Here is a 12,508-nt window from a genome sequence, read left to right as displayed (position 1 = left end):
GCGCCCGACTCTACGTCAGCCGCGTCGCCACGCGGTGACACCCGGTCCAGTGCCCCGATCTCGCACCCGGTCAGCTGCCGGGAGGCCCGACCGGGCCGTTCGTGCCGCCCGGCCCACCGGGGCCACCCGGCGAACGCAGCGTCTCCCATCGGTGCCGGTACTCCTCCGCGTCGATCTCGCCCCGCGCGAAGCGCTCCGCGAGCACCTGCTCCGGGGTCGGGCCGTGCCCCCAGCCGTGCGGTCCACCGGGACCGGCACCCGTGACCCCCGCGCCGCCCGGTCCGTGCGGGACCGGCTGCCGCGAGCGCGAGACGTAGCGGAACAGGGCGACGGCCAGGAGCACCAGCACCGCCAGGACGAGCAGCGAGACGATCGCCATCAGGGCGATGCCCCAGCCGCCCGGACCGTGGCCGGGCCCGTAGCCGTGCCAATGCCAGTGCCTCATCAGGTCCTCCTCCTCCGACCCTGCGGGCCCGCCGAGGTGATCGACGCCGTGACCACCGGGGCGTCGTACGGCCTGAACTGCCGCGCTGCCCGGGGTGACCAGCGCCTTACCACCATCGTGCGCCCGCGACGGGTCAAAGCGTCGTGAAGAAAGCCTGAGAAAACGTTCCTGCGGAACCGGCCCCGCGCACCGGGGTAGCGTTTCCGTCCATGAACCACCATCCGCCCGACGACCGCCGCTCCCCCGAGCAACTGGTCGCGGCCGGGCTGCTCCGCCGCACCACCGACGGGCATCCCCACCCGGCGCTCAACCACTCGCCGATCTCCTACGTCGCCACCGCGCTCTGGACCGAGCTCGCCGCCCTGGCGATCGCCCCCACCGCGGCCGAGGCCACCGCCGCCGCCCTGCTCCGCGCGCTCGCCGACCGGGCCGTGGACGCCGCCCTGGCCCCCGGCAACGAACGCGCCCCGCGTGACGACCTCTACGTCACCGACCCGGCACACATCGGCACCCACCGCCGGGCGGTCTGGTTCCACCGCTTCGGACCGGGCGGCCCGATCACCGCCACCTTCGCGCCGTAACGGCGGCGCGGCGGACGCCCCAGGCGCACGGGACGGCGCGAGCGCCCCCGACAGCGCGAGCACTCCCGACGGCCCGGGCCCGCCGGGCCGCTCAGCGTTCCACCGTCAGGCTCTCGCAGACCCAGCTCAGCCGGTTCGGCCCGTCGAACGGCGGCCGGGCGTGGTACGTCCCGTCCGACACCGACATGTTGACGATCAGGTAGGCGTGCCAGCCGGCCCCGACCCCGTGCAGGTCCGCGTAGACCAGCTCCTCCTCGACGTACCAGTCCACCGAGTTCGCGCCGAGCACCACCCGCAGGCCGATGCTCGCCCCCGGGCCGACCCCGACGCCGCCGCCGTGCCAGTAACGGAAGCCGCCGCGCACGTGGTTGGAGATCTCCAGCAGGTCCGGGTTGTCCGGGTGGTACTCGAAGAGGTCGACCTCGTTGCCGCCGTCCCGCCAGGTCCAGATCGCCGGCCAGGCGCCCAACTGGACGGGCAGCGTCACCTGCGCCGACAGGACGTCCCCGGTGCGGACCTGGAAGCCCTCCGGACTGCCCTCGGTGGTCAGCAGGTTGCACGTCCACAGCCCGCCGGTGCGCCGCCGCACGGCGGTGAACTGCCCACCCGGGCAGTAGTCGTGACTCAGGTAGTCGAGCTTGTGGTCGCTCCGGTTGGTCGGCCCCATCCGGGGGTATGCGCTGCTGCGCCCGGCGACCCACTGCCCGGTCGAAGTGAAGTCCGCGTCGAACACGACCGCCACGGCCGCCTCCCGAGTGCTCCGTCGCCCCGGCAGTCCGAACCGCCGGGCACACAGAGTGAGTTACCCGATACCCTCCGCAGTATGCGAAGCAAATCGTCCGGCTCCTGACCGGGCCGCCGCGGCCGAGCGGGCCCCGCCGATCAGCCGACCGACGCAGTGGCGCCCCCGGCCCGGAGCCGGTCGGTCACCGAGACCACCCCGTCCACCGAGCGGCAGAGGTTCAGCACGATCGGCACCAGGTGCGCCTCGGGCACGCTGCCGCTGAGCACCACCCGCCCCTGGTCGACCTCCACCCCGATCTCCGCCGGGCTCACCCCGTCGATCCGCCCGAGCACCTCCTCGACGATCTCCCGCCGGATCACCCGGTCCTCGCGCAGGAACACCCGCAGCAGGTCGCCGCGGCTCACCATGCCGACGACCCGCCCCTCCTCGTCCAGCACCGGCAGCCGCTTGAGCCCGTGCCGGCTCATCTGCCGGGCCGCCGCGACCACGCTGGTGCCGGGCGTGGTGCAGACGGGCTGCGCCGTCATCAGCTCCGCCGCCGTGACCTCGCCGCCCGGCCCGGCCTTCGCCGACTCGGGCGCGGGCAGCAGGCTGCCCGGGTCCTCCTGCGCCGCCAGCGTGCGCAGCAGATCCGCCTCCGACACCACACCCAGCGGCCGACCGTCCGGGTCCACCACCGGCACCCCGGTGATGTCGTACTCGGTCAGCAGCGCGACGATCTCCCGGAAGCCGGTCTCGGGCGCGATCCGGACCACGGGGCTGGTCATCACAGATTCGACGGTGGCGTGCCGCACGCCGGTTCACCTCGTCCAACGATGCTGGTCCGATCGGGCGCGGATCGTCCCGGCCGGTACCGGCAGCATGGCCCCCGGCCGGGCGGAGCGCCAGGGGCCAAGGGGCCGAACGGGTGGGACCAAGGGCCCTGACCTGCGAACACACCTCCGACACGGGAGACTGCCCGGCCACCGCACCCGGGGCCGGCACACCCGGGGCTCCCCGCCCGGAGCCTCTGTGCCCCCGGAGGCCGCCGCGCCCGCCCGGGCCGACGACCCGACGCGTCCGACGGCGCGCGGCAGCCCGCCGCACACCCCGAACGGCGCAACCATCACATGATCGACTCGTTGGACCGTCCACCACGACAGCGATCGGCACCGGGAGGGCCCGTTGGCAGCACGGACGGTGGGCGCGGAACCGGCGCCCCGGGGCGTCCCGGCGCGACCGGTGGCGGAGGCCGAGGCCGCGCTGGTGCACCACTACCGCAGGCTGGTCCGGCTCGCCTACCTGGCCCTGCCCGCCGACCGGGACCGGCACAGCCGGGTGCTCGCCGCGCACGCGGCCGTCCAGCGCGCCCTGCCGTTCCGCTGGACCCGCCGCACCGCCCCTGCCCCTGCCTCCACCCCTCCCCCGACTCCCGCCTCCACCGATCCGGCCGGCCGCGCGCCGACGACCACCGGCACCGACCCCGGCACCGACCCCGACCCGGTGTACGCAGCGCTGCGCCTACGGGTGCTGCGCACCGCCCTGCGCCCGCGCCCGGCCGCGCGGCTGCTGGCACCCCGGGTCTGGGGCCTGCGGCTGTTCACCCCGCACGGCGGCGAGCGGGACGCGGCACTGGACCACGCGCTCGCCGCCCTGGACGCCCCGGCCCGGGCCGCCTTCGCCCTGCACGTGGTCGAGGGGCTGGACGGCCCGGAGGCGCTGGAGGTGCTGCGCGCCGCCGGAGTGGAGCGGCCCACCGAGGCACTCGCGGCGGCCGCCGAGGTCCCGGCCGGACCCGAGGACGAGCCGCTCGCCTTCGACCCGTGCGCCGTCCGGGTCCAGCCCACCGACCTGCTGCGCCGCCGCCGTACGCTCACCGCCGCGCTGGCGGTCGGGGTGCTCGGGCTGACCACGACGGCCGCGGTGCTGGGCGGCGGCTCCGCCCCGGCGAGCAGTGCCCCGCGGTCGGCCCTGCGGCCCCCGGGCGCCGTCACCGACCCGGCCCGGCTGGTCCGGGTCGGCCCGGACGCCTGGCAGCACACCGCGCGGATCGACTTCACCGCCTGGCCCGCCCGCGGCGACCGGCGCGCGGACGCGGCCCTGCTCGGCCGGGCCCTGGCCGCCTGGGCCCAGCCGGGCCCGCAGACCCGGGCCGAGCCGGGTACGGACACCGCACCGCCCGACACCCCGCCGCAGCTGCTGTACGCCGGGACGGTCGACGGCACCGGCGTGGCCGTGCTGTACGACGGCCGCCGGATCGCCCGCTGGACCGACGGGCACGACGGCGGGCTCGACCTGGCACGGGCCGACGACTCCGACGTGACCACGGCGGGCGCGGTGGTGCTGAGCCGCCGGGGCACCGCCCTGCGCTACCTGCTGGCGCCCTGGGTGGACACCGCCGAGACCCGCCGGATCGACCAGCCCGACACCGCCGCCCGCCCGCTGGACCACCCCGACGGGGTCACCCCGGCCGCACCGGGCGGCGGGCTCGCGGACTGCCGGGGTGCCACCGTGCTCCAGCTGCGCTCCTCCTCGGTGATCGCCGAGAAGCACGCCTTCCTGCTGGCCGACCTCGGCGGCCTCGTCCCGGCCCACCTCACCTACACCCCGCCGCCGGACCGCACCCAGCCCGCCCGCCCGCCGCGCGAGTCCACCGGCCAGGACGCCCTGGTGGCCTGGGCACGGGCCGGCTGCGCCGTGCCGGACGGCACCCCGGGCGTCAAGCAGCTCAACCTGTGGGCCTTCGCGGTGCAGCCGCTGCCGCAGAACGCCGGCGCGGCCGCCTGGTACTGCCTGCGCGCCGACCGCTGGACGGGCGAGGGCAGCGCCGCCACCGCCGTGCTGCTGCCGACCGCCCGGGGCCCGCAGCGCACCGGCGGCGGGCCGGGCCGCGGGTGCAGCCGGTTCGAGCAGGACACCGTCGCCTGGGCGTGGTGGCACTCCCCGCAGGGCGCGGACTACCTGCTCGCGGCGGGCAGCCGGCGGGTCACCCGGCTGACCGTCAAGGGCCCGGACTGGTCGGCCGACCGGCCGGCCCCGGACCACACCCTCGCGGTCGAACGGCCCGCCCGCGGCACCGTCCAGGTCGAGGCACTGCTCGACAACGGCAACCGGATCACCCCGCCGCACTGAACCGCCCCGCCAACAGCGCCCCGTAGTCAGGCAGTTCGACGCTCGACACCTGCTTGCCCAGCTCCAGCATCCGGTTCAGCACCCACCGCCGGTTGAGCAGCCCGTTGCGCAGCCGCAGTCCGGCCGCGGTGCGCGGCGCCAGGAACGGGCCGGTCCGGTCCCCACCCTTCTGGCAGCCCCGGGCGTAGTCGCGCAGCAGCCCCTCGTACCGGGCGAAGGCGGCCCGGTGGTCGCCGCGGGCCAGCGCCAGCTCGCCCGCCAGGACGTACGCGGCCACCACCGCCGTGCCGGTGCCCATCCCGCCGATGGTGGCCCCGCAGGCGGCGTCGCCGAGCAGGGCGATCCGGCCGGTGGACCAGGCGGGGACGTCGGCGCGGCTGATCGAGTCGAAGTACGGCTCGGGCGCCTCGTCCAGGCTCCGCAGCAGTTCCGGGACCTTCCAGCCGAGGCCGGCGAAGGCGGTGCGGACCAGGTCCTTCTGCTGTCGGGTGTCGTGGCGGTCGTAGCGCAGTTCGGGCGAGGCGAACAGGCAGAAGGCGCCCGCCCGGTCCGGGTCGCGCGGGTCGGCGCCGACGGACATCAGCCGGCCGGGGACGTTCAGGGCCGTCCCACCGGCCGGCAGCGCGCCACCGGCGGGCAGCTGCCAGGTCGCCGCGTAGTAGCCGAGGTGACGGACGAACCGCTGCTCGGGCCCGAAGGCGAGCCGCCGGACGGTGGAGTGCAGCCCGTCGGCACCGATCACCAGGTCGAACTCGCGCGGCGCGGCCCGCCGGAAGGCGACCCGCACCCCGGCCGCCGTCTGCTCCAGGGCCTCGACGGAGTCACCGAAGACGTACTCGGCGCGGGCTCCGCTGTGCCGGTGCAGCAGCTGGGCCAGTTCTCCGCGCGGGATCTCCAGCTCGCCGCCCGCGAACTCGGCGGGCAGGTGCAGGAGTCGGCGCCCGTCCTGGTCGACGAAGGTGATCGGGCTGCCGCCGGTGTCCAGGGCGCGCAGTTCCTCCAGCACGCCCATGCGCTCCAGCACGCCGAGGTGGGTGTGCCCGCGGAAGTCGACGTTCTGCCCGCCGCCGCGCAGCGCCGGGGCGAGTTCGACCACGGTGACGTCGAAGCCGTACCGGCCCAGCCAGTGGGCCAGGGCGGGGCCGGCGATGCTCGCGCCCGAGATCAGCACGCTGGTGCGCGCGGAAGCACTCACGGGAACCACTCCGTTCGAGGATCCGACAACTGTGTCCATGAGACACAGTTCATTGCTGTGTACGGTAGACACAGTTGGCGCGGACGGGCAACCCCCGGGACGGGAGCAGGCGATGGGCGAGGCGGCGAACGACACGGTCCGGCTGCTCTGGGAACAGCCCGCACGGCCGACCCGCGGGCCGAAGCCGGCCCTCAGCCTGGAGCGGATCGCCACCGCGGGCGTCGAGGTCGCGGACGCCGAAGGACTGGGCGCCGTCTCCATGCAGAAGGTGGCCGGGCTGCTGGACTTCACCAAGATGTCGCTCTACCGGTACGTCCCCGGCAAGGCCGAACTCGTCGCGCTGATGGTCGAGTCGGCCTTCGGCGAGCCGCCCGGGGTCGTCGGCGCACCGGACTGGCGGGAGCAACTCACCGCCTGGGCGCGTCACTTGTCCGAGGCCATCGCCCGGCACCCGTGGCTGTTGGACGCCACCCTCGGCCCCCGCGTCCCCGGCCCGCGGGAACTCGCCTGGCTGGAAGGGGTGGTGGCCGCCCTCGACGGCCACGGGCTGACCGGCGCCGAGCGGATGGACGCCGCCGTCCTGCTCGCCGGACACGTGCGCACCATCGCCGAACAGGCCCGCGCGGTGGGACCGGACGGCTCCCCCGAGGCCGAACTCCTCGCCGCCCTCGGCACGGTGGTCCACCGGCACGCCGACCGCTACCCCGCCGTGGCCGCCGCGATGGCCGACCCGGACGGCCGCGACCAGGCCCTGGACTTCGGCCTGGCCCGCATCCTGGACGGCCTGGCCGCCCTGATCGACCGGCGCACCCGCCCGTAACCCGCCGGCCCCCGACGAACCGCGCCGTCGGCCGAAAACCCGTCGAGCCCGGGCCGCGCAGGCGGCTAGCATCCGCTCCCATGGCGATGTTCGTGCACCTGACGGCCGCGGCGAACACGCCGCGCATCCGCCGCGCCGGGATCCGGGCCGACAGCCGGGGCCAGGGCGGGGTGCGCGGGGTGTACTGCTTCCCCGTGCTGCCCTCCTACACCCTGACCCACCAGTGGCTGCGCGAACTCGCCCGGTTCGGGCCGAAGGGCGCGCTGTCCGCGGTGCACGTCCGGCTGGACGACGCGCAGGAGGTGCTGGTCGGGCACTACCGCGACCGCGCCAAGGACGCCCAGCAGTGGCTGACCGCCGCCGAGGCGGTCGCCCGGGTCGCCGCCCAGCCCGACCCGCGCGGCTGGGAGGTGGTCGTACCGAGGGCGATCGGCACGCGCGAGGTGCACCGGATCCGCGCCGTGCCGCAGGTGGCCGGCTGGCGCTACCTCCCCGGCGCCCACGGCACCCGCCCCTGCACCTGCTTCGGCTGCCGGATCCGCGGCGAGTACGGCGGCCGACGGCTGCGCGAACGCCACCCGCACCCGCTGGACGGGCCGCCACCACCCGTCCCCGTCCTGCTCGCCCGGATCGAGGCCGCGGGCGACCCCGGCGATCCGGCCGCCCTGCGGGACGCCCTGCACTGGTTCGGCCTGCGCCGCCGAGGCCCGGTGGACCGCCTCGCCCGACTCGCCGCCCACCCCGACCCGACCGTCCGCCGCGAACTGGTCTGGGCGGTCCAGGGCTGGTCGACACCCGGCGTCGCCGAACTGCTGGACCCCCTCGCCGAGGACCCGCACCCGGACGTCCGCGAGGCCGTCGCGGACGTCCGGACGCTCTGAGGCCTCCGGCCGCCCACCTGTCGGCCCGGGGCACCCGCCCGTGGGTCCGGGCCGGTCCGCGCCAGGACCTGCGAGGTTCCCCTCCGACGTGCCCGTTCGGCGGAACCGGGTGATCATGGGACGAACCGCGTCTTCGACGACACGGCGCGCCGGTCCATTCCGGCGGCGCCCGGAAGGTGGACCGCGATGTTCCAGCTCCTGTGGATTCTGCTCATCGGCTTCGTGCTCGGCGTACTCGCCAAGCTGATCCTGCGCGGGCCGCAGTCGATCCCCTGGTGGCTGACCATGCTCCTCGGCGCCGCCGGGGCCTGGCTCGGCAACGCCGTCTCCGGCTGGATCGGCGTGCGCCACACCTCCGGCATCGACTGGATCCGTCACATCCTCCAACTCGGCTTCGCCGTGGCCCTGGTGGCCCTCGTCGCCCCGGCCTGGTCCAAGAACCGCACCTCCCGCTGACCGGGCACCGCGCCGGGATTGTCAGTGGCAGCTGCAAGACTCCTGTCCGGGCCCACCGAACGGGCCCGGACGGGAGGGGCGCGCGATGCCCATCGGAGACCGCTGGCAACTGCTGCGCGAGGGAGCGCCGCTCGGCGACATCGTCGTGGACGGCGCCGACTTCCCCTGGCTGGACGGGCGATTCGTCCCCCGGGCCGGCTTCGCCGAGGTGAAGCCGTGGTTCGACGAGTCCGCCGCCTTCGTCGACGCCGAGGACCACGAGGCCTTCGAGCGGGCGTACGACCGGATCGACGGTGCGCTCACCCTGGCGTCCCCGAGCGGCCCGGTCGCCGAGTTCCTGCTGCACATACGTGGCGACCGGGCGTCGTGGCGGTGGTCGGACGAACCGTTCGACGAGGCCTGAACCCCGCTCAGCCCACGTGCACGGCGGGGCGGCGGGTGCGGTCGGGTTCGGCCTCGCGGAGGACTTCGCGGGTGACCGGGGCGATCTCGCCCTGGCCGAACAGGAAGAACCGCAGGAACTGGGCGAAGGGGTTGCCCTCGGTCCACTCGAAGTAGATGTGCGGCTGCTGCCCGGTCAGGTCGCGCACCTGGAGCAGCAGGGCGGCCAGCGCGTTGGGGACGCTGGAGCTCTGCAGCGAGAGCACCCGGTAGCGGTCGTGCAGCACTTCGCCGCGGACGGTCAGTTCGGCCTCGAAGTCGGACGGGTCGAGCACGGTGACCTCGACGAAGACCAGGTCGTCCTCCGGCGGGATGTCGTTGTCCCGGCGGATCTGGTGGACCTTGTCGCGGTACTCGGCGAGGTCCCGGCTGTTCGGCTCGTTGGCGATCAGGCGCAGCGGGCGGTACGTGTAGTCCCGGACGAACCGCTCGGCGACGTCGTCCAGGACCACGTCGGTGACGCGCAGTTCGAAGGCGCGCTTGAGCCGGGAGAGGAAGGACACCAGCATGATGCCGGCGATGAAGCAGGCTCCGATCTTGACGCCGTCCGGGCGCTCGGCGATGTTCACGGCCGTGGTGTAGAGGAACACGGCGGCGATCACCGCGAAGGTGACGGTCCAGTGCCGCTCCCCGGCCTTGCGGGCGGCGATGGTGACGGCGACCGCGGCGGAGCTGATCAGCACCAGGACGCCGGTCGCGTAGGCGCCGCCCTGGGAGTCGACGTTGGCGTCGAAGATCCAGGTGACCAGGAAGGCGATCAGGGTCAGCACGATGACGGTCGGCCGCACCGCCCGGGCCCAGTGCGGGGCCATGCCGTAGCGGGGCAGGTAGCGGGGCATCAGGTTGAGCAGTCCGGCCATGGCGGAGGCCCCGGCGAACCAGAGGATGGCGATGGTGGACAGGTCGTAGACGCTGCCGAAGGTGCTGCCCAGGTTCTCGTGGGCGAGGTAGGCGAGGGCCCGCCCGTTGGCCGGGCCGCCGGTCTTGAAGGCGTCCTTGGGGATGAGCAGCGTGGTGATGATGCTGGTGGAGATCAGGAAGGCGCTCATGATCACGGCGGCGGTGGTGAGCAGGTGCCGGGCGCCGCGGATGCGGCCGGTGGGCTTCTCCTCGGTGTCGTCCGGGTCGCCCTCGATGAGCGGCATCACGGCGACGCCGGTCTCGAAACCGGACAGACCGAGGGCGAGCTTGGGGAAGACGATGAGGGCGACGCCGATCATCGCGAAGGCGTTGCCGTGCTCGGCGGTGAGGGCGTCGGTCCAGTCGCCGAACAGGTGCGGTTCCTTGAACACGTGCCAGAGGCCGTTGGCCACCACCACGACGTTGAGCGCGAGGTAGACGACGACCAGGACGACGGCCAGGCCGATGGCCTCGCTGAACCCCTTGAGGAAGACCGCGCCGAGCAGGGCCACCAGGATCAGGGTGAGCATCACCTGCTTGCCGGACAGGGCGCTGTGCAGGTGCGGGTTCTCGATCAGGTGGGCGGTCGCGTCGGCGGCCGACAGGGTGATGGTGATCATGAAGTCGGTGGCGGCGAAGCCGAGCAGGGTGAGCACGAAGAGCTTGCCCTGCCAGAACGACAGCAGCCGTTCCAGCATCGCGATCGAGCCCTGGCCGTGCGGGCTCTCGGCGGCGACCCTCCGGTAGACCGGCAGGGCGCCGAACAGGGTGACCAGCACCAGGACGACGGTGGCGATCGGTGACAGCAGGCCGGCCGCGAGGGCGGCGATGCCGGGTTGGTAGCCGAGGGTGGAGAAGTAGTCCAGGCCGGTCAGGCACATCACCCGCCACCAGCGCGTGCCCTTCTCGGCGGGCGCCTCCACGTGCGGGCCGGGGTGCTGCTTGGCCATGTCCGAGAGGCCTTCGAGCATCCACGCCCGGAACCTCGTGCCCCGCGTCGAAGGCGCCGTTCCCGGTTCGACCGAACCCGAGGAGACCACGTACACCCCTGTCCACGACTTCGGCCGGCCGCCGCACGGTTCCGGACCCCCAAGGCCGCCGGACGGCGGGCCCGGGCCAGGCTAGGGGACCGGGGCGGAGCGGCCGGGCAGCCGCGCGGCCCAACACGCCGGGGTGCGCCCGGACGGCCCTGCCGGCCTACGGCCGACCCCCGGCCGTGCCCGGCGCCAGCGGCGCGGCGGTGTCCGGTGCCTCCTCGAACGGGGTAGACATGTCCGCGCGCGTTGACTCAATGGATTGACCCATCCGGTTGACCCACGGAGCCCGCGCGCCCAGGGGTACGGCGACGGACGGCAGGGAGACAGCGGTGACGGAACCGACTCGGCGGAGGATCCTCGGCCTGGGCCTGATGGCGGCCGCCGTCACCTCCTGCGGCACCCAGCGCTCCGACGCCGCCGCGCACCCCACGCCCGACGCCCCGGGCACCCCCGGCCCGGCGGACCCCTCCGGCGCCCGGCACCCCGGGCCCGAGGACGCCGCCCCGGACGAGCAGTCCCTGCCCGGCAACGCCGACTGGCAGATCACCGACCCCGGCGCGCCCAGCGCCGTCGAGGGCTTCGCCGACCGGGTCAGCGTGCTGCCCGGCGAGAGCTTCGGCCTGCACGTCTCCACCGCGGCCGCCGCCTTCACCATCTCCGCGTACCGGATGGGCTGGTACGGCGGTGCCCGGGGCCGGCTGGTCTGGCGCCGGGCGCACGTCCCCGGCGCCAAGCAGGCCGCCCCGCACGTCGACCCGGCCACCCGCACCGTGCTGACCGGTTGGCAGCGCACCCTCGCCGTGGACACCGCCGGCTGGCCCGAGGGCGCCTACCTGCTGCGGCTGGACGCCGAGGACGGCTCCGGCCGCAGCTACGTCCCGCTCACCGTCCGCTCCGCGACCACCGCCGGAAGAACCGTGGTGATGGGCGCCCCGGCGACCTGGCAGGCCTACAACGAGTGGGGCGGCTACAGCCTCTACAACGGCCCGACCGGCACCCTGGCCACCCGCTCGCTGCGGGTCGTCCTCGACCGGCCGCACGACTACGACCACGGCGCCGGGCGCTTCCTGGTCTACGAGGCGCCGCTGATCGCCCTGGCCGAGCGGCTCGGGCTGCCGCTGGCGTACACCACCGGGATCGACGTGGCCCGCGAGCCGGGCCTGCTGCACGGTGCCAGCGCCCTGCTCTCGCTGGGCCACGACGAGTACTGGTCCCCCGAGCAGCGCGCCCACGTGACGGCGGCCCGCGACGCCGGGACGAACCTGGTGATCCTGGGCGCCAACTGCTGCTTCCGCCGGGTCCGCTTCGAGCCCGGCGAGCTCGGGCCGGACCGCACCGTGGTCTGCTACAAGGACGCCTGGGCGCAGGACCCGGGCCACCAGGCGGGCGCCCCGGCGACCACCGACTTCCGCACCGGCCCGGGCGCCGACCCGGAGAGCTCGCTGCTCGGCGTGATCTACGACGGCTACCCGGTGGACGCCCCGTACGTGGTCACATCGCCGGAGCACTGGGCCTTCGAGGGGACGGGCGTGACGGCCGGGGAGTCCTTCCCGCACCTGGTCGGCGTCGAGTACGACCGGGTCGACACCGCCTTCCCCACCCCGCGCCCGATCGAGGTGATCGCCCACTCCCCCGTGGTCTGCGAGGGCCGGCGCTCCCACTCCGACACCGCCTACTACACCGTGCCCAGCGGCGCGGGCGTCTTCGCCACCGGCACGATGCGCTGGGTGGAGGCCCTGGACGCCCACGGCAGCGGCGTGCACGGCATCGACGCCCACGCCGGGGACGTGGTCCGCAAGGTCACCGAGAACGTCCTGCGCCTCTTCGCCGCCGGTCCGGCCGGCCGCACCCACCCCGCCCGCGACAACCTCGCCACCGTCTACGGCACGGCGTAGG

General features: G+C 75.0%; 12 protein-coding genes. 7 read left to right on the top strand and 5 right to left on the bottom strand.

Annotated features, from left to right (window positions below; genetic code table 11):
• Window positions 1-70 precede the first annotated feature (70 nt).
• Window positions 71-445 carry a hypothetical protein gene (locus ACFXPX_RS05780; protein ID WP_380528550.1) on the bottom strand — a complete coding sequence of 125 codons (375 nt, stop codon included), beginning with the start codon at window positions 443-445 and terminating at the stop codon, window positions 71-73.
• A 209-nt stretch (window positions 446-654) separates the two neighbouring features.
• On the opposite strand from ACFXPX_RS05780, the gene ACFXPX_RS05775 reads away from it, so the two are divergent.
• The gene (locus ACFXPX_RS05775) at window positions 655-1,026 is read left to right on the top strand and encodes a hypothetical protein (protein ID WP_380528552.1); all 372 of its coding nucleotides are present in this window, start codon (window positions 655-657) and stop codon (window positions 1,024-1,026) included.
• A gap of 91 nt (window positions 1,027-1,117) precedes the next feature.
• Here the strand turns inward: ACFXPX_RS05775 and ACFXPX_RS05770 are convergent, their stop codons facing one another.
• Together ACFXPX_RS05770 and ACFXPX_RS05765 are read right to left on the bottom strand one after the other, a co-directional pair.
• Complete coding sequence (locus ACFXPX_RS05770; protein WP_375887027.1) at window positions 1,118-1,768, bottom strand: beta-glucanase; 651 nt, start codon at window positions 1,766-1,768, stop codon at window positions 1,118-1,120.
• Window positions 1,769-1,908: 140 nt separating this feature from the next.
• Complete coding sequence (locus ACFXPX_RS05765) at window positions 1,909-2,538, bottom strand: CBS domain-containing protein (protein WP_375887026.1); 630 nt, start codon at window positions 2,536-2,538, stop codon at window positions 1,909-1,911.
• 397 nt (window positions 2,539-2,935) lie between these two features.
• On the opposite strand from ACFXPX_RS05765, the gene ACFXPX_RS05760 reads away from it, so the two are divergent.
• Window positions 2,936-4,882 carry a hypothetical protein gene (locus ACFXPX_RS05760; RefSeq protein ID WP_380639681.1) on the top strand — a complete coding sequence of 649 codons (1,947 nt, stop codon included), beginning with the start codon at window positions 2,936-2,938 and terminating at the stop codon, window positions 4,880-4,882.
• Here the strand turns inward: ACFXPX_RS05760 and ACFXPX_RS05755 are convergent.
• Complete coding sequence (locus ACFXPX_RS05755; protein ID WP_380639679.1) at window positions 4,866-6,077, bottom strand: FAD-dependent monooxygenase; 1,212 nt, start codon at window positions 6,075-6,077, stop codon at window positions 4,866-4,868. The two genes, ACFXPX_RS05760 and ACFXPX_RS05755, sit on opposite strands and share 17 nt — an antisense overlap.
• Before the next feature lie 112 nt (window positions 6,078-6,189).
• Here ACFXPX_RS05755 and ACFXPX_RS05750 point away from each other — a divergent pair, with 112 nt between their 5' ends.
• The 4 genes from ACFXPX_RS05750 (at window position 6,190) to ACFXPX_RS05735 (ending at window position 8,637) form a co-directional block, all read left to right on the top strand.
• Complete coding sequence (locus ACFXPX_RS05750) at window positions 6,190-6,897, top strand: TetR/AcrR family transcriptional regulator (RefSeq protein WP_375887018.1); 708 nt, start codon at window positions 6,190-6,192, stop codon at window positions 6,895-6,897.
• An 80-nt stretch (window positions 6,898-6,977) separates the two neighbouring features.
• Entirely contained in the window at window positions 6,978-7,778 is an 801-nt protein-coding gene (locus ACFXPX_RS05745; protein ID WP_380528560.1) for a HEAT repeat domain-containing protein, read from the top strand.
• A gap of 186 nt (window positions 7,779-7,964) precedes the next feature.
• Window positions 7,965-8,234 carry a GlsB/YeaQ/YmgE family stress response membrane protein gene (locus tag ACFXPX_RS05740; RefSeq protein WP_375887014.1) on the top strand — a complete coding sequence of 90 codons (270 nt, stop codon included), beginning with the start codon at window positions 7,965-7,967 and terminating at the stop codon, window positions 8,232-8,234.
• A gap of 85 nt (window positions 8,235-8,319) precedes the next feature.
• Window positions 8,320-8,637, top strand: coding sequence for a hypothetical protein (locus ACFXPX_RS05735; protein ID WP_380639677.1), 318 nt, complete (start codon window positions 8,320-8,322; stop codon window positions 8,635-8,637).
• Window positions 8,638-8,644: 7 nt separating this feature from the next.
• Here the strand turns inward: ACFXPX_RS05735 and ACFXPX_RS05730 are convergent, their stop codons facing one another.
• Window positions 8,645-10,546 carry an amino acid transporter gene (locus ACFXPX_RS05730; protein WP_375887010.1) on the bottom strand — a complete coding sequence of 634 codons (1,902 nt, stop codon included), beginning with the start codon at window positions 10,544-10,546 and terminating at the stop codon, window positions 8,645-8,647.
• A 395-nt stretch (window positions 10,547-10,941) separates the two neighbouring features.
• Here ACFXPX_RS05730 and ACFXPX_RS05725 point away from each other — a divergent pair, with 395 nt between their 5' ends.
• Window positions 10,942-12,507, top strand: coding sequence for a N,N-dimethylformamidase beta subunit family domain-containing protein (locus ACFXPX_RS05725; RefSeq protein ID WP_380639675.1), 1,566 nt, complete (start codon window positions 10,942-10,944; stop codon window positions 12,505-12,507).
• Window position 12,508 lies beyond the last annotated feature (1 nt).

Origin of the sequence: Kitasatospora sp. NPDC059146, assembly GCF_042786665.1 — a bacterium.
Classification (GTDB): Bacteria; Actinomycetota; Actinomycetes; order Streptomycetales; family Streptomycetaceae; genus Kitasatospora.
This window is presented reverse-complemented; position numbering and strand designations above follow the sequence as displayed.